21 protein-coding genes are annotated in these 21,926 nt (G+C 68.6%); 14 read left to right on the top strand and 7 right to left on the bottom strand.

Going from position 1 to position 21,926, the window contains the following annotated elements:
• Window positions 1-2: 2 nt before the first annotated feature.
• Genes Y900_RS04040 through Y900_RS04030 form a run of 3 tightly spaced genes read right to left on the bottom strand, consistent with a single transcriptional unit; the run spans window position 3 to window position 3,633 of the window.
• Entirely contained in the window at window positions 3-1,235 is a 1,233-nt protein-coding gene (locus tag Y900_RS04040) for a glycosyltransferase family 4 protein (RefSeq protein WP_036339305.1), read from the bottom strand.
• On the bottom strand, window positions 1,232-2,791 hold the full coding sequence (locus Y900_RS04035; protein ID WP_036339303.1) for a 1,4-alpha-glucan branching protein domain-containing protein: 1,560 nt from the start codon (window positions 2,789-2,791) through the stop codon (window positions 1,232-1,234). Before Y900_RS04035 ends, Y900_RS04040 begins: the two co-directional genes overlap by 4 nt.
• Window positions 2,788-3,633 (bottom strand): class I SAM-dependent methyltransferase, encoded by an 846-nt coding sequence (locus Y900_RS04030; RefSeq protein WP_420329736.1) that lies wholly within the window; start codon window positions 3,631-3,633, stop codon window positions 2,788-2,790. The genes Y900_RS04035 and Y900_RS04030 overlap by 4 nt, the downstream gene beginning before the upstream one ends.
• Before the next feature lie 135 nt (window positions 3,634-3,768).
• Between Y900_RS04030 and Y900_RS04025 the strand changes: the two genes are divergently transcribed.
• The 6 genes from Y900_RS04025 (at window position 3,769) to mnmA (ending at window position 9,778) form a co-directional block, all read left to right on the top strand.
• Window positions 3,769-4,563, top strand: coding sequence for an electron transfer flavoprotein subunit beta/FixA family protein (locus Y900_RS04025; RefSeq protein ID WP_036339299.1), 795 nt, complete (start codon window positions 3,769-3,771; stop codon window positions 4,561-4,563).
• 51 nt (window positions 4,564-4,614) lie between these two features.
• Window positions 4,615-5,571: an electron transfer flavoprotein subunit alpha/FixB family protein gene (locus Y900_RS04020; RefSeq protein ID WP_036339296.1), complete on the top strand. Its 957-nt coding sequence runs from the start codon at window positions 4,615-4,617 to the stop codon at window positions 5,569-5,571.
• Between the two features lie 131 nt (window positions 5,572-5,702).
• The gene (locus tag Y900_RS04015; RefSeq protein WP_036339293.1) at window positions 5,703-6,551 is read left to right on the top strand and encodes a GNAT family N-acetyltransferase; all 849 of its coding nucleotides are present in this window, start codon (window positions 5,703-5,705) and stop codon (window positions 6,549-6,551) included.
• A complete protein-coding gene (locus tag Y900_RS04010; RefSeq protein ID WP_036339290.1) occupies window positions 6,548-7,384 on the top strand; it encodes a lysophospholipid acyltransferase family protein in 837 nt (278 codons plus the stop codon). The genes Y900_RS04015 and Y900_RS04010 overlap by 4 nt, the downstream gene beginning before the upstream one ends.
• Before the next feature lie 109 nt (window positions 7,385-7,493).
• Window positions 7,494-8,699, top strand: coding sequence for a cysteine desulfurase family protein (locus tag Y900_RS04005; RefSeq protein WP_036339287.1), 1,206 nt, complete (start codon window positions 7,494-7,496; stop codon window positions 8,697-8,699).
• On the top strand, window positions 8,696-9,778 hold the full coding sequence (gene mnmA / locus Y900_RS04000; protein WP_036339284.1) for a tRNA 2-thiouridine(34) synthase MnmA: 1,083 nt from the start codon (window positions 8,696-8,698) through the stop codon (window positions 9,776-9,778). The genes Y900_RS04005 and mnmA overlap by 4 nt, the downstream gene beginning before the upstream one ends.
• On the opposite strand, the gene Y900_RS03995 is transcribed toward mnmA, so the two are convergent.
• Window positions 9,756-10,394, bottom strand: a complete 639-nt coding sequence (locus Y900_RS03995) for a sensor domain-containing protein (protein WP_036339281.1) — start codon at window positions 10,392-10,394, stop codon at window positions 9,756-9,758. The genes mnmA and Y900_RS03995 overlap by 23 nt on opposite strands.
• A gap of 59 nt (window positions 10,395-10,453) precedes the next feature.
• Between Y900_RS03995 and Y900_RS03990 the strand changes: the two genes are divergently transcribed.
• Window positions 10,454-11,467 (top strand): methionine synthase, encoded by a 1,014-nt coding sequence (locus tag Y900_RS03990; protein ID WP_036339278.1) that lies wholly within the window; start codon window positions 10,454-10,456, stop codon window positions 11,465-11,467.
• Here Y900_RS03990 and Y900_RS03985 read toward each other — a convergent pair.
• Window positions 11,464-11,859, bottom strand: coding sequence for an MmcQ/YjbR family DNA-binding protein (locus Y900_RS03985; protein WP_036339275.1), 396 nt, complete (start codon window positions 11,857-11,859; stop codon window positions 11,464-11,466). The two genes, Y900_RS03990 and Y900_RS03985, sit on opposite strands and share 4 nt — an antisense overlap.
• Window positions 11,860-12,085: 226 nt before the next feature.
• On the opposite strand from Y900_RS03985, the gene Y900_RS03980 reads away from it, so the two are divergent.
• The 3 genes from Y900_RS03980 to ligA all read left to right on the top strand — a co-directional run bounded on the left by Y900_RS03980 (window position 12,086) and on the right by ligA (window position 16,038).
• Window positions 12,086-12,601, top strand: coding sequence for a hypothetical protein (locus Y900_RS03980; protein WP_051659869.1), 516 nt, complete (start codon window positions 12,086-12,088; stop codon window positions 12,599-12,601).
• Between the two features lie 54 nt (window positions 12,602-12,655).
• Window positions 12,656-13,843 (top strand): phosphatidylserine decarboxylase, encoded by a 1,188-nt coding sequence (locus Y900_RS03975; RefSeq protein WP_036339272.1) that lies wholly within the window; start codon window positions 12,656-12,658, stop codon window positions 13,841-13,843.
• A 92-nt stretch (window positions 13,844-13,935) separates the two neighbouring features.
• The gene (ligA, locus tag Y900_RS03970) at window positions 13,936-16,038 is read left to right on the top strand and encodes an NAD-dependent DNA ligase LigA (protein ID WP_036339268.1); all 2,103 of its coding nucleotides are present in this window, start codon (window positions 13,936-13,938) and stop codon (window positions 16,036-16,038) included.
• A 1-nt stretch (window position 16,039) separates the two neighbouring features.
• On the opposite strand, the gene Y900_RS03965 is transcribed toward ligA, so the two are convergent.
• On the bottom strand, window positions 16,040-16,699 hold the full coding sequence (locus Y900_RS03965; protein ID WP_036339265.1) for an ACT domain-containing protein: 660 nt from the start codon (window positions 16,697-16,699) through the stop codon (window positions 16,040-16,042).
• A 168-nt stretch (window positions 16,700-16,867) separates the two neighbouring features.
• On the opposite strand from Y900_RS03965, the gene gatC reads away from it, so the two are divergent.
• From gatC to gatB, 4 genes are all read left to right on the top strand, one after another.
• Window positions 16,868-17,167, top strand: coding sequence for an Asp-tRNA(Asn)/Glu-tRNA(Gln) amidotransferase subunit GatC (gene gatC / locus Y900_RS03960; protein WP_036345755.1), 300 nt, complete (start codon window positions 16,868-16,870; stop codon window positions 17,165-17,167).
• Entirely contained in the window at window positions 17,164-18,648 is a 1,485-nt protein-coding gene (gene gatA / locus Y900_RS03955) for an Asp-tRNA(Asn)/Glu-tRNA(Gln) amidotransferase subunit GatA (RefSeq protein WP_036339263.1), read from the top strand. The genes gatC and gatA overlap by 4 nt, the downstream gene beginning before the upstream one ends.
• A gap of 18 nt (window positions 18,649-18,666) precedes the next feature.
• Complete coding sequence (locus Y900_RS03950; protein ID WP_036339260.1) at window positions 18,667-19,698, top strand: ATP-dependent 6-phosphofructokinase; 1,032 nt, start codon at window positions 18,667-18,669, stop codon at window positions 19,696-19,698.
• A gap of 102 nt (window positions 19,699-19,800) precedes the next feature.
• Window positions 19,801-21,312 (top strand): Asp-tRNA(Asn)/Glu-tRNA(Gln) amidotransferase subunit GatB, encoded by a 1,512-nt coding sequence (gatB, locus tag Y900_RS03945; RefSeq protein ID WP_036339257.1) that lies wholly within the window; start codon window positions 19,801-19,803, stop codon window positions 21,310-21,312.
• Here the strand turns inward: gatB and Y900_RS03940 are convergent, their stop codons facing one another.
• Window positions 21,313-21,882 (bottom strand): HAD family hydrolase, encoded by a 570-nt coding sequence (locus tag Y900_RS03940; RefSeq protein WP_081845268.1) that lies wholly within the window; start codon window positions 21,880-21,882, stop codon window positions 21,313-21,315.
• Window positions 21,883-21,926: the final 44 nt, after the last annotated feature.

The following is a 21,926-nucleotide window of genomic DNA, read 5'->3' as shown; positions in this document are numbered from 1 at the left end:
CATCAGCGTCCCGGCAGTGCGTGCTCGATGATCGGCCGGCGCGGCAGGGGATCGCGCTCGTGGCGCTTGGCGGCCAGGTACACCTGAGCGGTCTCGGCCGCCACGGTGTGCCAGTCGAAATCGGACGTCAACCGGTCCCGCGCGGCGATGGCTCGCTGCTGCGCGGCGCCGGGATCGTCCAGAACGCGACGCACGGCCGCGGCCAGCGCGGTGACGTCGCGTGGCGGGAAGGACACTCCGGTCTCGCCGTCGATGACGGCTTCGCCGAGACCACCGGCGGTGGACGTGACCAGCGGGATGCCCGCCGCGGCCGCCTCGAGCGCGGCGATGCCGAACGGCTCGTAGTGGCTGGGCAGCACCGCGGCATCGGCGCGGTGCAGCAGGCGCAGCAACTCGTCGTGGTCGACCCGGCCGGCAAAGTGAACGGCTTTGAGCACCTTGTGCTTTCGGGCTACCTCCACGAGCCAGTCCTGCTGGGTGCCGTCGCCGGCGATCGTCAACGTCGTTCCCGGATGGGTACGCCGGATGCGTGGTAACGCCGCGATCGCGTCGTGCACGCCCTTCTCGTACTCGAGTCGGCCGATGTACAACAACTCCGGTGGGCCTGATGAGGCGTGCCGAGACGCGAACGGCCAACGGCTGGAATCGATTCCGTTGCGAATCACGACTATCTCGCCCAGGTCCGGGCCGAACAGCTCACCGATCTCGTCGGCCATGGATGCCGAGCAGGCGATCAGCGAGTCGGACTCCCGGACGAACCAGGATTCGACCGCGTGCACCTGGCGGCTGATCTGGCCGGACACCCAGCCGGAATGCCGACCGGCCTCGGTGGCGTGCACGGTGGAAACCATGGGCACGTCGAAGAATTCGGCCAGGGCGATGGCCGGGTGGGCGACCAGCCAGTCGTGGGCGTGCACGATGTCGGGCTGCCAGTCCTTGGCCCGCAAGGTCAGCCCGGCGCGAATCATGGCGTGGCCCATGGCCATCGTCCAGGCCATCATGTCGCGGCCGAACTCGAATTCGTGCGGGTCCTGCGCGGCGGCGATCACCCGCACACCCTCGTGCACCTCGTCGGTGGTCGGGTGCGTGCTGGGATCGGTGCCCGACGGACGCCGGGAGAGCACCACGACGTCGTGACCGTCGGCGGCCAGCGCGGTCGCCAGTTGGTAGACGTGACGCCCCAGCCCGCCGATGATCACCGGCGGGTATTCCCACGACACCATCAGGATCTTCATCGGGGCAGCCGCCGGGCGTCGAGTGCGCCGAACAACCCATCGGCCCGGTTCCAGCCCGCGGCCAGCCGTTCGGCGGCGTCGCGGCGTCCCGATGCCAACGCGTCGGAGATCTCCCGGGCGGCGTGGGCGTGCAGGTGTGCGCGGTAGCGCGCGTAGTCGGCCGCGGAATCCTTGCTGACCATGAACGGCCAGTCGCTGGACACCGTCAGCAGCGTCTCGCGCAGGATCTGGTCGGCGACGACATCCCGGCCGGGGGCGGCCCCGCGGTGTGCGAGCGCCTTGTCGACGGTCGTCAAGGCGGTGTCGACGACCTCGGTGTTGAGCGCGACGATGTCGGCTACCTGCTCGCCGTCCCAGACCTGCCAGTCCTTGCCGGATCCCCAAGAGCTGGGCGGTAATTCGACGGGCGTGCCGACGTACCCTGCGGACAGTGCATCGCTGAGCGTGCCGACCCGGACGCCGGCTTCGGGCAGTGCGCGCAGCAACCGCTCGAGCCAGATCGGGCCTTCGTACCACCAGTGCCCGAACAGTTCGGTGTCGAAGGCGGCCACCACGTGTGCGGGGCGGCCGATGCGCTGCGACTCCGAGATCAACCGCTGCCGGACGACTCCGACGAAGTCGGCGACATGGGTGTCGATGGCGTTGTCTGCGCGCTGCGGGTCGTAGGGGGCTTTGGCGTCCGAGTCGACGTTACGGCCGGTGACCCGTGCGGGCTTGAGGCCGGTCAGATGGTCGTAGGTGTGGAAGTCGCGGTACGCGGCATGGCCGGGGTAGCCCGATTTGGGCGACCACACCCGGTAACTGACCTGCAGGTCGCGGCCGAACGCCACCACGCCGGTCGTTCCGACCGGCCGGCCCAGTGTGGTGTCGCCGTGCAGCGACGGGCCGTCGACCATGAAATGTCCGACTCCGGCGGCGGCGTAGTCGTGTTCCATGCCTGGGGCGTAAGCACATTCGGGTGCCCAGATGCCTTTCGGCGTGTGCGCGAAGCGCTGGCCGGCGTCGGCCAGGCCCTCGCGTAGCGCGAATTCGCGCAGCCGCGGATTGAGCAGCGGCTGGAACGGGTGAGCGAGCGGGCCGCCCAGCAGCTCGACGGTGCCGGCGTCGATCAGCTGGCGCAACAGCGGGCTGGCGCCGTGCCGCCACAGCGTGCTGAAATCCTCAAGGGCGCGCCCGGCTTCGTCATACTCGCGAATACCGAACTCGCGCAACGCTTCCGGAGTCGTCGCGGTACCGGCACCGGCACCGGTCGGGGTGCGCAGGGTGGCCGCTTCGAGCGCCCGCAGCTGCCAATTGGCCAGCCACCGATGCATGCCGTCCAGGCAGTAGGGGTCATCGAGTTGCGCGGTGACCACCGGTGTCATACCCAGGGTGAGCACGCCGCGACGGCCCTCGGCGGCCAGCGTCCGCAACACCCGCATCAGCGGGAGGTAGGCCGCCGCCCAGGACTGGTAGAGCCATTCCTCGCCGACCGGCCAGCGGCCGTGGTGGGCCAACCACGGCAGGTGGGTGTGCAGGACGAGGGTGAATTGTCCGGGCACCTGTTCTTGGCTCATACGCGCACCGCGATCGCCACCAGGTCGAGGCTGTCGTCGATATCGCGCTCGGTGTCGGACAGCAGATCGAAGTCGTCGCACGCCACGGCGGTCACATCGGCCAGCAGCTCGTCGGACCACGGTGCGTCGGCCAGTGCCCGCTCGATCTGGGCGTCGATGATCGAGCCGCCGTGCCGCTCGTCCATCGCGAGCAGACCCGCGCCATGAAAGACCCCGCTCATCGAGCGCATCCGGAATCCGCCGCCGGTCAGCAGCTCAGTCAGTTCGGCGGCGTTGAGTTCGCGGGTGTGGAACGGGTTGACCGGGGTGTCCAGCCCGGGGGAGAAGGTGATGCGGTTCGGCGTCGACATCAGCAGCAGTCCGCCGCGTCGCAGCACCCGGGCGCATTCGGCCACGAACTGTGGCTGATCCCACAAATGCTCTATGACCTGGAAGTTCACCACAACGTCAACTGAAGCGTCCGGCAGGGGCAGTGCTGCGAGGTTGCCTTCGACGACCTCGACCCGGGGGTAGCGCGCGGCCACATGCGCCACCGTCGCCGCGTCGTAGTCCACCGCAACCACCCGGCGCGCCACCGAGGCGATCAGGTCGGCGCCATAGCCCTCCCCGCAGCCCGCTTCCAGCACCTCACGACCTGCGCAAAGGTCGAGCAGGCGGCGGTAGACCACCTCGTGGCGGCGAAACCAGTAGTTCTCTTCCGCCAGCCCGGGGATGGTCCGCTCGCCGGTCAGTGGCAAACCGCTGTCACCTGCATCAGTCACGAATGCGCTCATTGCAAGGCAGGCTAACCCGAAGTTGGCGGTTCGCGAACTGCTCGGTACCGATGGGCTGCTAATACACAAACTTCGACCAGCTATGGTGATCGTGCGAACCACTCTAAGTTACCCATCGGTAACATGATGTGTGTTGCGGAATGACCAAAAGTCTTGCGACCTTTCCTGGCCGCAGGACGCCTGCCAGGAGGACGTAGAAGACTCATGACGAACATCGTGGTCCTGATCAAACAGGTCCCAGACACGTGGTCCGAGCGCAAGTTGTCCGACGGTGACTACACGCTCGATCGCGACGCTGCCGATGCCGTGCTGGACGAGATCAACGAGCGTGCCGTTGAAGAGGCGCTTCTGATCAAGGAGCGCGAAGGCGACGCCGCGGGCACCGTCACCGTGCTGACCGCCGGCCCCGAGCGCGCCACCGAGGCGATCCGCAAGGCGCTGTCGATGGGTGCCGACAAGGCCGTGCACCTGCTCGACGACGGCTTGCACGGCTCCGACATGGTGCAGACCGGCTGGGCCCTGGCCCGCGCGCTGGGTGCGATCGAAGGCACCGAGCTGGTCATCGCCGGCAACGAGGCCACCGACGGCACCGGCGGTGCGGTCCCGGCCATCATCGCCGAGTACCTCGGCCTGCCCCAGCTGACGCACCTGCGCAAGGTGACCGTCGAGGGCGGGAAGATCACCGGCGAGCGCGAGACCGACGACGGTGTGTTCACCCTCGAGGCCTCACTGCCCGCGGTCATCAGCGTCAACGAGAAGATCAACGAGCCGCGCTTCCCGTCCTTCAAGGGCATCATGGCCGCGAAGAAGAAGGAAGTGACCACCCTGACGCTGGCCGAGATCGGCGTCGAGGGCGACGAGGTCGGCCTGGCCAACGCCGGCACTTCGGTGCTGTCGTCCACGCCGAAGCCGCCGAAGACCGCAGGCGAGAAGATCACCGACGAAGGCGACGGCGGCAGCAAGATCGCCCAGTACCTGGTCGCTCAGAAAATCATCTAGCAGATCATCCCGCTACCCGGACCATTCGAAAGACAAAGAGGCTGAACAGCTATGGCTGAAGTACTTGTGCTCGTCGAGCACGCCGAAGGTGCGGTGAAGAAAGTCACCGCCGAGCTCATCACCGCCGCCCGTGCCCTTGGCGAGCCGTCGGCCGTCGTGATCGGTGCCCCAGGCACCGCCGCGCCGCTCGTCGACGACCTCAAGGCCGCCGGTGCGGCCAAGATCTACGTCGCCGAGTCGGACGATGCCGCGGGCTACCTCATCACCCCGTTCGTCGACGTTCTGGCGTCGCTGGTGGAGTCGGCCACCCCGGCCGCCGTGCTGCTGGCCGCCAACGCCGACGGCAAGGAGATCGCGGGCCGGCTGGCCGCCCGGACCGGCGCCGGTGTGCTGTCCGACGTCATCGAGGTCAAAGAAGGTGGAGTGGGCGTCCACAGCATCTTCGGTGGCGCCTTCACCGTCGAGGCACAGGCCACCGGCGACACCCCGGTGATCACCCTGCGTCCGGGTGCCGTCGACGCCGCGCCCGAAGCGGGTGCCGGCGAGCAGGTGACGGTCGAGGTGCCTGCACAGGCCGAGAACGCCACCAAGATCACCAAGCGCGAGCCCGCCGTGGCCGGCGACCGCCCGGAGCTCACCGAGGCCAGCGTTGTGGTCTCCGGTGGCCGTGGTGTCGGCAGTGCCGACAAGTTCTCGGTGGTCGAGGAACTGGCCGACTCGCTGGGTGGCGCCGTCGGTGCATCGCGTGCCGCCGTCGACTCCGGCTACTACCCGGGCCAGTTCCAGGTGGGCCAGACCGGCAAGACGGTCTCGCCGCAGCTGTACATCGCGCTGGGCATCTCCGGGGCGATCCAGCACCGCGCGGGAATGCAGACGTCCAAGACGATCATCGCGGTGAACAAGGACGAGGAAGCACCGATCTTCGAGATCGCCGATTACGGCATCGTCGGTGACCTGTTCAACGTCACGCCGCAGCTGACCGACGCGGTCAAGTCCCGCAAGGGTTAATCACGTCAGGAAGGCCCCCGGCACCGATTTCCGGTGCTCGGGGGCCTTTCGCTTTTGTTGGTCATCGAGCGTGCACGAACACGTCATGCTGGCGTTGACATCCCGCCGAACGGCTCAGCAACCGTTCAGGTATGAGCACTGCATCCGTACTCATAGCCCCCGACCAGAACGAGTCCGCCGCGTTGCGCGGCCCGCGCTATTCGCTGCTGCTATCCACCGACCCCAGCCTGATCGACGCAGCCCAGCGGCTGCGGTATCAGGTGTTCACCACCGAGCCCGGGTACACACTGCCCGCTGACGCCTGTGGCCGTGACGCCGACCGCTTCGACGAATTCTGCGACCACCTGCTGGTGCGCGAGGACACGTCCGGAGAGGTCGTCGGCTGCTACCGCATGCTGCCACCACCCGGTGCCATCGCCGCCGGAAGCCTCTACACCGCAACCGAATTCGATGTCAGTGCGCTCGACGCGCTGCGGCCCTCGCTGGTGGAGATGGGCCGCGCGGTGGTGCGGGCCGACCACCGCAACGGCGCCGTGGTGCTGCTCATGTGGGCCGGCATCCTGGCCTATCTGGACCGCTGCGGATACGACTACGTCGCCGGATGCGTCTCGGTGCCGACGCACCCGAAAGATCCCGCGGGTGCCCCGGGCAGCCAGGTTCGCGGGGTGCGCGATTTCGTGCTGCACCGCCACGCCGCCGCCGCTGAGCACACGGTGTACCCGTATCGGCCGGTTGTGCTGGACGGTAAGGGTCTCGACGACATCGCACCGCCGGCCCGGCCGACCATCCCGCCGTTGATGCGTGGCTACCTGCGCCTGGGCGCACGGGTCTGCGGGGAACCCGCGCACGACCCCGAGTTCGGCGTCGGTGACTTCCCGGCCCTGCTCGACAAGCGGCAGGCCGATACGCGCTATCTGACCAGGTTGAGGTCGGTATCGGCGGCCAGCGACATGGCCGACGGAGTCGGGGGGAACCCATGACGGTGATCGAGCACGCGTGGCTGCCACGCACGTTGTGTGACAGCAGCTGTGTGCGCGCCGGCGGGGCCCCGCCGTCGCGGCGGCTGGTCGCGGCGGTGCGGTCGACCTACCGCATCGCCGCAGCCCTGATGCTGCTGATGGTGGTGCCGCTGCTGGCGGTGCCGCTGCCGGGTCGGGGCCGTGTTCAGCGGCTGTACTGCCGGATCTTCCTGCGTTGCCTGGGCGTGCGAATCACGGTGTCGGGCGGGCCGATTCGTAATTTGCGCGGTGTGCTGGTGGTCAGCGGCCACGTTTCCTGGGTGGACACCTTCGTCATCGGTTCGGTGCTGCCGGGGGCGTTCGTGGCGCGCGCGGACCTCATCGACTGGCCTGCCGTCGGCCTGGCCGCGCGGATCATGAAGGTCATCCCGATCGATCGCGCCAGCCTGCGCCGGCTGCCGCAGGTGGTCGCGACGGTGGCCGAGCGGCTGCGCAACGGGCAGACCGTCGTCGCCTTCCCGGAAGGGACCACCTGGTGCGGCCTGGCCTACGGCCAGTTCCGCCCGGCGATGTTCCAGGCCGCCGTCGACTCCGGTCGGCCGGTGCAGCCGCTGCGGTTGACCTACCACCACCGCGACGGCCGACCCTCGACGGTGACGGCGTTCGTCGGTGACGACTCGCTGTGGCAATCGCTGAGCCGCACGGTGCGGACCCGGGTGACCGTCGTCGACGTCGAGGTGGCGTCGCTGGAGCTGCCGGGTACCGACCGGCGGGAGCTGGCGGGCCGCTGCGAGGTGGCGGTGCGTGGGCAGATCGCCCCGCGATTCCAGCACAGTCACGCACTGGCGGGCTGATTTCGGCGCCGAACGCCACTCCAGAGGCACGGTTGGCGCCGAGCGTCACGCTGGGGTGACGTTCGCCGTGGCAAGGAGCCTGCGCGCCTGCCGGTATCCTGGACGGGCTATGAGCCCGACCGCCGGTCCGGTGTATCTCGACCACGCTGCCACCACCCCGATGCATCCTGCTGCCATCGAGGCGATGACGGCTGCGCTGGCCACCGTCGGCAACGCGTCCTCGCTGCACACCGCGGGCCGCGACGCCCGGCGCCGCATGGAGGAGGCCCGGGAGAGCATCGCGGCGCGCCTCGGTGCCCGGCCGTCCGAGGTGATCTTCACCGCAGGGGGCACCGAGAGTGACAACCTGGCGGTCAAAGGCATCTACTGGGCGCGGCGCGACGCCGAACCCGCCCGCCGCCGCATCGTGACCACCGCGGTCGAGCACCACGCCGTGCTCGACGCCGTCACCTGGCTCGCCGAGCATGAGGGCGCCGAGGTGACGTTCCTGCCGACCGAACCCGATGGGTCGGTGACGGCGGCCGCGCTGCGCGAGGCACTGACCGAACACGACGACGTCGCACTGGTCACGGTGATGTGGGCCAACAACGAAGTCGGCACGATCATGCCGATCGCCGAACTGGCCGCCGTGGCCGCCGAGTTCGACGTGCCCGTCCACAGTGACGCCGTCCAGGCGGTCGGTCACATCCCGGTGGACTTCGCCGGCTCCACCCTGTCGGCCGTCAGCCTGGCCGCGCACAAGTTCGGCGGACCGACCGGCGTGGGCGCACTGCTGCTACGCCGGGCCACCGCGTGCGTTCCGCTGCTGCACGGCGGCGGTCAAGAACGCGATGTCCGTTCGGGCACACCTGATGTCGCGGGTGTGGTCGCGATGGCGGCGGCTGCCGACGTCGCGGTCGAATCGCTCGACACTACCGGCGCCCGGCTGCGCTACCTGCGCGATCGGCTTGTCAACGGGGTGCTGGATTCGATCGCGGACACCCACGTCAACGGGGCTCTCGGTGATCGCCGGCTCCCGGGCAACACCCACTTCACGTTCCGTGGCTGCGAGGGTGACTCGCTGCTGATGTTGTTGGACGCCAACGGAATCGAATGCTCGACCGGCTCGGCGTGCACAGCCGGTGTCGCCCAACCCTCGCATGTCTTGTTGGCCATGGGCGCCGACGCCGACGCCGCCCGCGGATCGCTGCGATTGTCCTTGGGCCACACCAGCACTGAAGCCGATGTCGATGCGGCGCTGCGGGTACTGCCCGCCGCGGTCGAGCGTGCCCGCCAGGCCGCACTGGCCAGTTCATCATTGGGGGCACTGCGATGAGGGTGCTGGCCGCGATGAGCGGCGGCGTCGATTCGTCGGTGGCCGCCGCGCGGATGGTCGACGCCGGCCACGAAGTGGTCGGTGTGCACCTGGCGTTGTCGAGACAACCCGGAACCCTGCGGACGGGTTCGCGCGGCTGTTGTTCCAAAGAAGACGCGGGCGATGCCCGCCGGGTCGCCGACGTCCTCGGAATCCCGTTCTACGTCTGGGATTTCGCCGACCAGTTCGCCGAAGACGTGATCGACGACTTCGTCGCGTCCTACGAACGCGGTGAAACCCCCAACCCCTGCGTGCGCTGCAACGAGAAGATCAAGTTCTCGGCGTTGGCGGCCAAAGCCCTGGCGTTGGGCTTCGATGCGGTGGCCACCGGGCACTACGCCCGGCTGTCCGATGGCCGGCTGCGCCGCGCGGTCGACGTCGACAAGGACCAGTCCTACGTGCTCGGCGTGCTGACCGCTCAGCAGCTGCGCCACGCGGCCTTCCCGATCGGCGACACTCCCAAGCCGGCGATCCGCGAGGAGGCCGCCCGTCGCGGGCTGGCCGTCGCTGACAAGCCCGATAGCCACGACATCTGCTTCATCCCCTCCGGCGACACCCAGGCCTTCCTGGGCGCGCGGATCGGTGTGCGGCGCGGAGCCGTCGTCGACGACGCCACCGGCGCGGTGCTCGCCGAGCACGACGGCGTGCACGGTTTCACCATCGGCCAGCGCAAGGGTCTCGGCATCGCCGGCCCCGGACCGGACGGCCTCCCGCGGTATGTCACCGCGATCGACGCCGAGTCGCAGACGGTGCGGGTGGGGGCCAAAGAAGACCTCGAAGTGCGGTCGCTGACCGGCATCCGCCCGGTGTTCACCTCCGGTGTCGCACCCACCGGGCCGGTGGAGTGCGAGGTTCAGGTCCGTGCCCACGGTGGCGTGGTCCCCGCCGTCGCCGAAGTGGTCGGCGACGAGCTGCGCGTTTCCCTGCGTGTGCCGCTGCGCGGTGTCGCGCCGGGGCAGACGTTGGTGCTCTACCGGCCAGATCCGGCGGGCGACGAAGTCGTCGCCAGCGCGACGATCAGCCGCCCGGAATCTTGTTGAGAATGTTCGTCATCACGATCTCGGGCACTGACTCGGGGAACGTGCAGAACGTCACCTCCACCAGCACCGACGACTTGAGCCGGTAGTCCCGGCCGCACCGGCCGGGACGGGTGCGCAGTGACTCGGCGTCGGCGCCGACGTCGCCGACCAGGCTCGCACCCATGAATCCCTCGGCGCAGCGGTGCACGGCGGTCGAGAGGGTGTTGAACGCCTGCCGTGCGGTGGCCTCGTCCCGGTAGGCCGCGGCGCCCTCGGAGATCAGCCCGCGCCGCGGCGGGTATTGGAAGCTGGTCTTGTGGAAGTCCTCGACGTCGGTGCCGAAGGTGTCGGTTTCGGCGAAGATGAAGCGGCAATCGCGGGGGACCGAATCGGCCAGTGCCTCGACGTCCACCATGGCTTTGCCGTCCATGCTCGGAATGATCGTCACGTCCCGGCCGCCACCGGTGATGGCCTGGATCTGAGCCTGGCTGAGCATGATTCGGTCGACATCGACGACGCCCGGCGGGTTGTAGGGCGGCTCGCCCAGGGCGCGCAGCGGTACCCCGTCGACCCCGTGGGTGCAGCCCGCCAGCAGCGCCGCAGCAGCGCCACAGGCCACTGCCGCGCGCAACGTCATCTCATCACGGTAGGCCCCCGGCCGTGCGGCGTGCCGGGTGCGTCCAATACGGTTGCCCGGTGAGTGATTTCGCGGCAGCCACCGGTATCGGCTCGTGGCCGGGTTCCGCCCCGCGGGAAGCCGCCGAGATCGTGGTCGGGGAGCTGCACCGACTGCCGCACCTGGTCGAGCTGCCCGCCCGCGGCGTGGGCGCCGACATGATCGGGCGGGCCGGCGCGCTTCTGGTCGACATCGCCATCGACACCGTGCCGCGCGGCTACCGCATCGCCGCCCGGCCCGGTGCGGTCACCCGCCGGGCGAAGAGTCTGCTCGACGAGGACATCGACGCCATCGAGGAGGCCTGGGAGAAAGCCGGCGGCCCCGGCCCCGGCTCCGGGCGGCCGGTCAAGGTGCAGGCGCCGGGCCCGGTCACCCTGGCCGCCCAGCTCGAGTTGCCGAACGGGCACCGAGCCCTCACCGATGCCGGTGCAGTGCGCGATCTGACGTCGTCGTTGGCCGAGGGGGTGGCGCGACACCGGGCCGAGCTGGCCCGACGGTTGGGGACGACGGTGGTGGTGCAGTATGACGAGCCGGTGCTGTCCGCGGCGCTGGCCGGCCGGCTGACCGGGGTGACGTCGCTGAACCCGGTGCACCCGGTCGACGAGGTGGTGGCGATCGGTCTGCTCGACGAGTGTGTGGCCGCTGCGGGTGCGGAGGTGATGCTGCACAGCTGCGCGGATGTCCCATGGAACGTGCTGCAGCGCAGCGCCATCCACGCAGTCTCGGTGGATGCGAGCACGCTTGGTGACGCCGACTTCGACGGACTGGGGGAGTTCCTGGACTCGGGGCGTTGCGTGGTGTTCGGCCTGGTGCCGACGAGTGCCCCGGCGGCCCGGCCCTCCGCTGAAGAGGTGGCCGCCGCGGCTGTGGCGATCACCGATCGAATCGGCTTCTCCCGCAGTTCGGTTCGCGATCTGGTCGGGATCAGTCCGGCCTGCGGGCTGGCCGGCGCGGACGCCGCGTGGGCCCGCGTCGCGATCGGACTGTGCCAGCGGGCCGCCGACGCGGTGTCTGAGGATCCCGACGCGATCTAGCGGTCCAGCTGCTTGATCAGCCGCGCCGGGGCCTGTAGCCGGAATGACGCGTCGATCAGTTCGGCGACTTCCGTCCAATCGATCTCGGCGGCATCGAAGTCCAGGCCCAGCCAGCCGTACGGGCCGAGGTAGGCCGGGAAGAAGAACCGGGTGTCCTGCTGCAGAGCCTCCCGTTCACTGTCGTCGGCCTTGATCAGCAGCGCATGGGCGTACCGGATCATCGGACCGCCGGGATTCTTCTGGCTGCCGCCGTAGACGGCGAACATCTTCGGCGCCGAAAACGTCGGCCTACCGTGCGAGATCTTCTCGGTCGCCTCCGGCAACGCCAATGCGATGGTGCGCACCCGAGCCAGGATCGGGTCGGAGCCGTCGAACATGACCGGATGGGGCATGGCTCAACACTGCCACGAGCGACCCGCCCGGGGTGTAGGCCGCGCACCGTGTTCGACAGCCTTGCAAAGTCCTGAGAATGTGCGGCTCCGAGGTGATGTGGCCAAGGATCCGGGTACCGCATGAGCGATTGCCCCGAGCATCGGCCGTCCGGGCGCCGTGATGCGTGGAACGCACGTGATGCGGCGCCGGTATGGGGCCCTCGCTCTGCCGACCGTAGGAGACACGATGACCATCGACACGTTGCCGTCCAGACCGCTGAGCACGGACGTGGCCACCACTCGTTCCAGATCCATCGAATTGACCCGCGCCGGGTGGGGCCTGGCCCTTCTCGTCGCGCCTCGCGCCGTCATGGAGACTGTGCACCGCATCGAGGTCGATACCAAGAGCGTGGTCGTCGCACGGATCTTGGGAGCCCGCCACTTGACTCAAGCTCTGCTGTCCGGCTGGCGGCCCAGCCCCGAGGTGCTTGCGATGGGCGTCTGGGTCGACGCGGTTCACGCCATGACCGCGGTGGGACTTGCCGCCGTCGACCGCTCCCGAGCCCGCGCTGGTCTCACTGACGCCGCTGCCGCGACCGTCTGGGCCGGCGCGGGCTATCACGACTTGTCGCAGCGCAGCGCCACTCCGCCGTCGCACCAACGAGTCCGGGACCGGCTCGCGCGGATCGTTCTGGGCGTGGTGCCCGGCGGGGCGTTCCTCCTGAGCCAAGTCAGGGCGGACCGGAACAGTTCCCGGCGCTGACAGGGCGGTGTTGACTGCGACCCCGCCACAACCCCGAGAGTGAGGAGTGAGTTCATGCAACAGCCCGACGAGATCGTGCGGAGTCTGCAGACCCTGCTCGACGACGACCCCAGCCTCGCGGACGTACTGGAGAAGTCGTTGCGCAGCGCGGCTGAGCGCGCAGCCAAGGAACTCGATGCCGACGTTTACGACGTACTCGACTGGCCACGGGACCTGCCCCAGTATTACGACTACCTGTCCAGGTTCGTCCGCTGGATCCCGCAGCAGACCGACGCGCCCGCATGGAAAACCTCTGCGCCACAGGAACGTTACGCCAAGGAGGTCAGCGACCGACTGGCTCACTTCTTCTGGCTGGTCGACCAGAAGGCGGATGTCTCACAGGCCGCGATCGCCGAGAATTCCCCGAAGTTCCGTGGCTGGCTCACCGAGTTCGCCCGAGAGTGGGGCAGCTTTCTGGACACCACCGCGTCCTTCGATGACGACATCCTGCAATCGTTTCTTCGTGAGGCGCCCGAATACACCATCGAAGAATCTCTCATCGACGGCCGGCCGAACACGCCCAGCGGCTGGCTGACCTTCAACCAGTTCTTCGCCCGCGAGCTCAACGCTGGTCTGCGTCCCATCAGTGCACCTGCCGACAACCGGGTGGTGACCTCACCGGCGGACTGCAGCTTCCGGCACTGTTACGACATCGACGCCGATTCCAACATCCCGGCCACCGCCGTCAAAGGCCGCCACTACGGCAACATCACGCAGTTGATCGATGGCAGCCGCTTCGCCGATACTTTTGCAGGCGGCACGTTCGTGCACTACATGCTGCCCCCGTCTGCGTATCACCGCTTCCACGTCCCGGTCGCGGGGACAGTCGAGGAGGCCTTCGTGATCTCCGGTCAGGTCTACATGCAAGTCGACCTCGAGGACCATCAGCTCAAGGCGCGCGACAGCGCACACACCGGGTACGAGTTCTTCCAGAACCGGGGGGTGCTGACTGTGGACACCTCGACGTCGGGAAACGGCGATCTGGGCGTCGTTGCCGTAGTCCCCGTGGGCATGTCGCATGTGGGTTCGGTGAACCTGACTGCGGCGCGTGGTACGCAGGTGGCCAAGGGCGAAGAATTCGGGTTCTTCGCGTTCGGTGGGTCCGACATCATCGTCTTGTTCCAGCGCGGCGTGCACCCCGAGATCGACACCAGCACAAAAGCCCGGAAGGTGGGTTCGGTCATCGCGCGCTGCCGCCGATAGAGGCCCGGCCCGGCCACCGGCTGCGGCCGCCCGCCGGTAGCACGTCGGTTGCTCGTGCGTGTGGCGTCAGTGGCCTCCGCTAGCCTTCGGGGGTGGCTGCAGAGACGTCCGATCCCGAGGTCGATCCCATCGATCCGGATGTGCGGCGGCGTTGGCAGGAGCTTGCCGAAGAGGTGCGCGAGCACCAGTTCCGCTACTACATCAAGGACGCGCCGATCGTCTCCGACGCGGAGTTCGACAGGCTTTTCAACGAGCTCCTCGCGCTCGAGGAGCGCTTTCCCGAGCTTCGGGTTGCCGACTCGCCGACCCAGCTGGTCGGGGGCGCGGGCTTCGCCACCGACTTCGCCGAGGCCGCCCACCTGGACCGCATGCTGAGCCTCGACGACGTGTTCAACACCGAGGAACTGGCGGCCTGGTCCAGCCGGGTCGAAGCCGAGATCGGCCGGGATCCTCAGTACCTGTGCGAGTTGAAGATCGACGGCGTCGCGATCGCGCTGGTGTACCGCAACGGCCGGCTGGAGCGGGCCGCCACCCGCGGTGACGGCCGGGTCGGCGAGGACGTGACGAACAATGCGCGCACCATCGACGACATCCCCGAAACCCTCACTGCATCAAAGGATTACCCGGTCCCAGCGCTTCTCGAGGTGCGCGGCGAGGTGTTCTTCATGCTGGCGGATTTCGAGAACCTCAACGCCAGCCTGGTGGAGGAGGGCAAACCGCCGTTCGCCAACCCGCGCAACAGCGCGGCCGGCTCTCTGCGGCAGAAGAATCCGGCGGTCACCGCCCGCCGGCGGCTGCGGATGATCTGCCACGGCCTCGGCCGCACCGAAGGATTCGCACCGGACTCCCTGCACGACACCTACTTCGCGCTGAAGGCCTGGGGTCTGCCGGTCTCCGATCACACCACTCGGGTGGCGGGGCTGGCCGCCGTCGAGGAGAAGATCGTTTATTGGGGCGAGCGCCGCCATGAGATCGAGCACGAAATCGACGGCGTGGTGGTCAAAGTCGACGACTTCGCTCAGCAGCGCCGGCTCGGCGCCACCTCTCGTGCGCCGCGCTGGGCGTGCGCGTACAAGTATCCGCCGGAGGAAGCGCAGACCAAGCTGCTGGACATCCAGGTCAATGTCGGTCGCACCGGCCGCGTCACCCCGTTCGCGATGATGACGCCGGTGAAGATCGCCGGATCGACGGTCGGGATGGCCACCCTGCACAACGGCTCGGAGGTCAAGCGCAAGGGCGTGCTGATCGGTGACACCGTGATGATCCGCAAAGCCGGCGACGTCATCCCCGAAGTCCTTGGGCCCGTCGTCGACCTGCGTGACGGCACCGAGCGCGAGTTCGTGATGCCCACCCACTGCCCGGAATGCGGCACCCCCCTGGCCCCGGCCAAAGAGGGCGATGTCGACATCCGGTGCCCGAACGCCCGATCCTGCCCCGCGCAACTGCGTGAGCGGGTCTTCCACCTCGCCGGCCGCGGTGGGCTGGACATCGAGGGCCTGGGCTACGAGGCGGCGACCGCGCTGCTGGCCGCCAAGGTCATCACCGATGAGGGTGACCTGTTCGGTCTCACCAGCGCCGACCTGCTGACATCGGATTTCTTCACCACCAAGGACGGGACGCTGTCGGCCAACGGTGCCCGGTTCCTGATCAACCTGCAGCAGGCCAAGGATCGGCCGTTGTGGCGGATCCTGGTGGCGTTGTCGATCCGGCACGTCGGACCGACCGCGGCGCGGGCGCTGGCCGTGGCGTTCGGCAGCCTCGACGCGATCATGTCAGCCACCGAGGAGCAGCTCGCCGACGTCGAAGGTGTCGGCCCGACGATCGCCGCCGCGCTCGTCGAATGGTTCGCTGTCGACTGGCATCGCGCGATCATCGACAAGTGGCGAGCGGCCGGGGTGCGGATGGAAGACGTGCGCGACACGTCGATCAGCCCTACGCTGCAAGGACTTTCGATCGTCGTCACCGGCTCGCTGCCGAACTTCTCCCGCGACGAGGCCAAGGAGGCCATCATCAGCCGCGGCGGCAAGGCGGTCGGTTCGGTGTCGAAGAAGACGTCGTATGTGGTGGCCGGCGATTCGCCCGGATCGAAATACGACAAGGCCGTCGAGCTGGGTGTGCCGATCCTCGACGAGGACGGGTTCCGCACGCTGTTGGACGAGGGACCACCGCCGCCGGATCCTGACGCCGACGACTGAGTCAGCGAAGAATGGTCGCGACGATCCCGGCCAGATAGCCCAGCCGGGCCACCTCGGAGGGCCGGAACAACGGCCCACCCGGGCGGCCCAACAACACCGCGGTGTTGGGGTCACCCAGCGGCGCGGCGGCCAACGTGGTGTCCATGTCCCGCCAGACCTGGGGCACCCAGTCGGCGGTGCCGTCGAGGGCCTCGGCGTGTGCGAGCGGCAGCCACGGAGCGGAGGTCGCCGCGGTCTCCGGCGCGCCAGAGCTGCCGACCACGCGTTCCAGGCCCGACTCCGTCATCCGCGCCACCGTGCAGAAGCCCACCCGCAGCACCCGTGGCGCCTCGTCGGCGAGCACCTGCAGCTTGGCGGCGCGGTTGCCCGCCGCCGCGATGTGGTCGATGAGTTCCAGCTCGCGATGGGCCTCCAACAGCCCAGTATGCGGCCGGATGGTGTCGACCCGGACACCCTTGATCTGCTCGGCGGCCGTGATCAGCATGTCGGGCATCGCACCGAGCGGCAGCTCGACGACCAGGTCGTCGATCGCCCAGCCGGGTCCCCGCTCGACCACGTCGAGCGACAGGATGTCGGCGCCGACGGTGCCCAGCGCCACGGCGAGCGAGCCGAGGCTACCGGGCCGGTCGGCCAGCTGGACCCGCAGCAGATACGAAGGCACGCGGACACTGTTTCACAGCCGCCTGGACTCAGCATTCCGGTAGGGGCGGCCGCCTGGCGCCACAGACACACCGTGTAAGGCGAGGACCGGCAGGGGCACCCAGCGGCAGGCCGACCCCAAGCAGTCCCCACGGCACTCGGATCGCCCTTTCACCTAGGCTTGACCACCGTGTCCCAGATCTCCCGCGACGATGTCGCCCGGCTCGCCAAGCTGGCCCGGCTGGCCCTGACCGACAACGAACTAGAGAGCTTCGCCGGCCAACTCGACGCCATCCTGGAGCATGTCAGCCAGATTCAGGCCGTCGACACCGCCGACGTGAAGCCGACCGACAACCCCCTGAAAGACGTCAACGTCACCAGGCCCGACGTGGTTCAGCAGTGCCTGACCCAGTCCGAAGCGCTCGCCGAGGCGCCGGCCGCAGCAGAGGGCCGCTTCGCGGTCCCGCAGATTCTGGGGGAGCCCCAGTGAGCGACTTGATCCGGCTCGACGCCGCCACCCTGGGCGAGAAGATCGCCGCCAAAGAGGTCTCCTCGGTCGAGGTGACCCAGGCCTGCCTGGACCAGATTGCCGCCACCGACGAGCGCTATCACGCCTTCTTGCACGTCGCCGCTGACGAGGCACTGGCCAGTGCCGCCCGCGTCGACGCCGCCGTCGCCGCCGGGGAGACGCTGCCGTCGCCGCTGGCCGGTGTGCCGTTGGCCCTCAAAGACGTCTTCACCACCGTCGACATGCCGACGACGTGCGGCTCGAAGATCCTCGAAGGCTGGACCTCGCCGTACGACGCGACGGTGACTGCTCGGCTGCGCGCCGCGGGCACCCCGATCCTCGGCAAGACCAACATGGACGAGTTCGCGATGGGCAGCTCCACCGAGAACTCGGCCTACGGCCCGACCCGCAATCCGTGGGACACCGACCGGACGCCGGGCGGGTCGGGCGGTGGCAGCGCCGCCGCGTTGGCCGCCTTTCAGGCGCCGCTGGCGATCGGCTCCGACACCGGCGGCTCGATCCGCCAGCCGGCGGCGCTGACCGCGACCGTCGGGGTCAAGCCCACCTACGGCACGGTGTCGCGCTACGGGCTGGTGGCCTGCGCGTCTTCACTCGACCAGGGCGGGCCGTGCGCTCGCACCGTGCTCGACACGGCGTTGCTGCATTCGGTGATCGCCGGGCACGACCCGCGCGATTCGACCTCGGTCGACGCCCAGGTCCCCGACGTGGTGGCGGCCGCGAAGGCCGGCGCCACCGGCGACCTGTCGGGCGTGCGGATCGGTGTGGTCAAGCAGCTGCGCAGCGGCGCGGGTTATCAGCCGGGCGTACTGGATTCGTTCACCGCCGCCGTCGAGCAGCTCGAAGCGCTGGGTGCCCAGGTCAGCGAGGTGGACTGCCCGCACCTGGACTACTCGCTGTCCGCCTACTACCTGATCCTGCCCTCGGAGGTGTCGAGCAACCTCGCCCGCTTCGACGCCATGCGCTACGGGTTGCGGGTCGGCGACGACGGCACTCGCAGCGCCGAAGAGGTGATGGCACTGACGCGGGCGGCCGGATTCGGACCAGAAGTCAAGCGCCGCATCATCATTGGCACGTACGCGCTGTCAGCGGGCTATTACGACGCCTACTACAACCAGGCGCAGAAGGTTCGCACCCTGATCGCCGGTGACCTCGACGCCGCCTACGAGAAGGTGGACGTGCTCGTGTCACCGGCGACCCCGACCACCGCGTTCCGGCTGGGGGAGAAGGTCGACGACCCACTGGCGATGTACCTGTTCGATCTGTGCACGCTGCCGTTGAACCTGGCCGGGCATTGCGGAATGTCGGTGCCGTCGGGACTGTCGACCGACGACAATCTGCCGGTCGGGCTGCAGATCATGGCGCCGGCGCTCGCCGACGACCGGTTGTACCGGATAGGTGCGGCCTATGAGTCTGCCCGCGGTTCGCTGCCAACAGCGATCTGACGGGGCAGGATAGGTCCCATGCGTATCGGAGTGCTGACCGGTGGGGGTGACTGTCCGGGTCTGAACGCGGTGATCCGGGCCGTGGTGCGGACCTGCGACGCCCGCTACGGGTCTTCGGTGGTCGGGTTCCTGGACGGCTGGCGTGGCCTGCTCGAGGACCGCCGGATCCAACTGCACAACGACGACCGCAACAACCGGCTGCTCGCCAAGGGCGGCACCATGCTGGGCACCGCCCGCACCAATCCCGACAAGCTGCGCGCCGGTCTGGACGACATCAAGCAGACGTTGGAGGACAACGGGATCGACGTGCTGATCCCGATCGGCGGCGAGGGAACCCTGACCGCCGCGCACTGGCTGTCCGAGGAGGGTGTGCCCGTCGTCGGCGTGCCCAAGACCATCGACAACGACATCGACTGCACCGACGTCACATTCGGCCATGACACCGCGCTGCAGATCGCCACCGAGGCGATCGACCGGCTGCACAGCACCGCGGAGTCGCATCAGCGGGTGATGCTGGTGGAGGTGATGGGCCGGCACGCGGGCTGGATCGCGCTGAACGCCGGGCTGTCCTCGGGTGCGCACATGACCCTGATCCCCGAGCAGCCCTTCGACGTCGAAGAGGTGTGCCGGCTGGTCAAGAAACGCTTCCAGCGCGGTGAGTCCAGCTTCATCATCGTGGTCGCCGAAGGGGCCAAGCCGGCCGAGGGATCGATGCAGCTGCGCCAGGGCGGCACCGACGAGTTCGGGCACGAACGCTTCACCGGGGTGGCTCAGCAACTGGCCATGGAGGTGGAGAAGCGGATCAAGAAGGAAGTCCGGGTCACCGTGCTCGGTCACGTCCAGCGCGGCGGCACCCCGACGGCGTATGACCGGGTACTGGCCACTCGATTCGGTGTCAACGCCGCCGACGCCGCACATGCCGGTGAATACGGGATGATGGTGTCGCTGCGCGGGCAGGACATCGGGCGGGTGCCGTTGGCGGACGCGGTGCGCCAACTCAAGCTGGTGCCGCAGAGCCGCTACGACGACGCGGCCGCCTTCTTCGGCTGAGACTTCTCCCCGCGAGCAGACATAAAGGGGCGGAAATCCCGGGCGTGTGGGGCGCTTTTGTGTCTGCTCGCCGGGAAAACTCCACCCACTAGGATTGACCTCATGACTGCTGCTGCGCAGGCTGACCTGCTCGACTATGACGACGTCATCGCCCGCTTCGACCCGGTGCTCGGGCTCGAGGTGCACGTCGAGCTGTCGACGGCCACCAAGATGTTCTGCCCTTGCGCGACGACGTTCGGTGCCGAGCCCAATACCCAGGTGTGCCCGGTCTGCCTCGGTATGCCGGGCGCGCTGCCGGTGCTCAACGAGGCGGCCGTCGAATCGGCCATCCGGATCGGTCTCGCGCTGAACTGCGACATCGCGCCGTGGTCGCGCTTCGCCCGGAAGAACTACTTCTATCCCGACCAGCCGAAGAACTACCAGATCTCGCAGTACGACGAGCCGATCGCCTTCGACGGCTACCTCGACGTCCCGCTCGACGACGGCAGCACCTTCCGGGTCGCGATCGAGCGGGCGCACATGGAGGAGGACACCGGCAAGCTCACGCACGTCGGCGGCGACACCGGCCGCATCCACGGCGCGACCACCTCGCTGCTGGACGTCAACCGCGCCGGGGTGCCACTGATCGAGATCGTCACCAAGCCGATCGAGGGCACCGGTGAGCGGGCCCCCGAGGTCGCCCGCGCCTACGTCACCGCACTGCGGGATCTGCTGCGCGGACTGGGTGTCTCCGATGTGCGGATGGATCAGGGCTCGCTGCGGTGCGACGCCAACGTGTCGCTGCGCCCGATCGGCCAGCAGGAGTTCGGTACCCGAACCGAGACCAAGAACGTCAACTCGCTCAAGAGTGTCGAGGTGGCGGTTCGCTACGAAATGCGCCGCCAGGCAGCGATTCTCGTCGAGGGCGGCAAGATCCATCAGGAGACCCGGCACTTCGACGAGGGCGGGTTCACCTCACCGGGCCGCGACAAGGAGACCGCCGAGGACTACCGGTACTTCCCGGAACCCGATCTGGAGCCGGTGGCCCCGAGCGAGGAACTGGTGGCCCGGCTGCGCGCCACCATCCCGGAGCTTCCGTGGTTGTCGCGCAAGCGAATTCAGGACGACTGGGGCATTTCCGACGAGGTGATGCGTGACCTGGTGAACGCGGGCGCGATCGAACTGGTCGCCGCCACGGTCGAGGCGGGCGCCAGCAGTGAGCAGGCCCGGGCCTGGTGGGGAAACTTCTTGGTGCAGAAAGCCAACGAATCTGGCGTCGAGCTGGCGGCACTGCCGATCACGCCGGCTCAGGTGGCGAAGGTTGTCGCACTGGTCGACGAGGGCAAGTTGTCGAACAAGCTGGCGCGCCAGGTGATCGAAGGTGTGCTCGCGGGCGAGGGTGAGCCCGAGCAGGTGATGACCGACCGAGGTTTGGCGCTGGTCCGCGACGACTCGCTGATTCAGACCGCCGTCAATGAAGCGCTGGCCGCCAATCCCGATATCGCCGAGAAGATTCGCGGCGGCAAGGTGCAGGCGGCGGGTGCGATCGTCGGCGCGGTGATGAAAGCCACCAAGGGGCAGGCCGATGCGGCGCGAGTGCGTGAATTGGTCATGGCCGCGTGCGGCCAGGCCTAGCTAGGCGCTGAGGCGGCTGCGGTTGATCCACCACTGCTCGTGCAGTCGCCGACATCGGCCGGCTGACAGCGGTTCGTCACCGTCGTAGCGGTCGAGGACGGCGGCCGCCCCGGCGAAGTCCCGGTTGCGGATGCCCAGGGTGGTGACGACGATCGTCGCGAGTCCAGCCGAGCGCGCGGTGTGGAACCCGGCCGGGGAATGCTCGACGGCCATCGCGGACTCCGGGCCGACCCCGAGTTCGCACAGTGCCCGGTGATACACCTCCGGGTCCGGCTTGGGCCGGGTGACGTCGTCGCCGGTGATCAGCACCTCGACCACACCGTCGCCGATGAGCTCGCGGACCAGTGGTTCGACCCAGTCGCGGGGACCAGCCGAGGTGACGCCGACCCGGATGTCGCCGCAGTGCAGGCTCCAGATCAGCTCGCGGAACATGTGCGCATCGCGTTCGGTGGCCGCCAGCGGCGCGTCGAAGTCGAAAATGACCGCTTCGAGTCCAGGGGCGTCGTCATGCGCGCACCGCGCCCGATCCCACCAGAAGGATCGATTCCGGCTGATCGTGTCCAAAAGCATCGTGGCCACGGGGGAAGTATCGCGCGCAGTGTGGGGCGCAGCAT

The sequence above is a fragment of the Mycolicibacterium aromaticivorans JS19b1 = JCM 16368 genome, from assembly GCF_000559085.1.
Taxonomy (GTDB): Bacteria; Actinomycetota; Actinomycetes; order Mycobacteriales; family Mycobacteriaceae; genus Mycobacterium; species Mycobacterium aromaticivorans.
The sequence above is the reverse complement of the archived record's forward strand: the minus strand, read 5'-3'. Positions and strand labels throughout refer to the sequence as shown.

Bases quoted from the DNA above. Each gene is read 5' to 3' on its own strand.
- Y900_RS04040 (WP_036339305.1), bottom strand. From the start codon at position 1,235: ATGAAGATCCTGATGGTGTCGTGGGAATACCCGCCGGTGATCATCGGC.
- Y900_RS04035 (WP_036339303.1), bottom strand. From the start codon at position 2,791: ATGAGCCAAGAACAGGTGCCCGGACAATTCACCCTCGTCCTGCACACC.
- Y900_RS04025 (WP_036339299.1), top strand. From the start codon at position 3,769: ATGACGAACATCGTGGTCCTGATCAAACAGGTCCCAGACACGTGGTCC.
- Y900_RS04020 (WP_036339296.1), top strand. From the start codon at position 4,615: ATGGCTGAAGTACTTGTGCTCGTCGAGCACGCCGAAGGTGCGGTGAAG.
- Y900_RS04015 (WP_036339293.1), top strand. From the start codon at position 5,703: ATGAGCACTGCATCCGTACTCATAGCCCCCGACCAGAACGAGTCCGCC.
- Y900_RS04010 (WP_036339290.1), top strand. From the start codon at position 6,548: ATGACGGTGATCGAGCACGCGTGGCTGCCACGCACGTTGTGTGACAGC.
- Y900_RS04005 (WP_036339287.1), top strand. From the start codon at position 7,494: ATGAGCCCGACCGCCGGTCCGGTGTATCTCGACCACGCTGCCACCACC.
- mnmA (WP_036339284.1), top strand. From the start codon at position 8,696: ATGAGGGTGCTGGCCGCGATGAGCGGCGGCGTCGATTCGTCGGTGGCC.
- Y900_RS03995 (WP_036339281.1), bottom strand. From the start codon at position 10,394: ATGACGTTGCGCGCGGCAGTGGCCTGTGGCGCTGCTGCGGCGCTGCTG.
- Y900_RS03985 (WP_036339275.1), bottom strand. From the start codon at position 11,859: ATGCCCCATCCGGTCATGTTCGACGGCTCCGACCCGATCCTGGCTCGG.
- Y900_RS03980 (WP_051659869.1), top strand. From the start codon at position 12,086: ATGACCATCGACACGTTGCCGTCCAGACCGCTGAGCACGGACGTGGCC.
- Y900_RS03975 (WP_036339272.1), top strand. From the start codon at position 12,656: ATGCAACAGCCCGACGAGATCGTGCGGAGTCTGCAGACCCTGCTCGAC.
- Y900_RS03950 (WP_036339260.1), top strand. From the start codon at position 18,667: ATGCGTATCGGAGTGCTGACCGGTGGGGGTGACTGTCCGGGTCTGAAC.
- gatB (WP_036339257.1), top strand. From the start codon at position 19,801: ATGACTGCTGCTGCGCAGGCTGACCTGCTCGACTATGACGACGTCATC.
- Y900_RS03940 (WP_081845268.1), bottom strand. From the start codon at position 21,882: ATGCTTTTGGACACGATCAGCCGGAATCGATCCTTCTGGTGGGATCGG.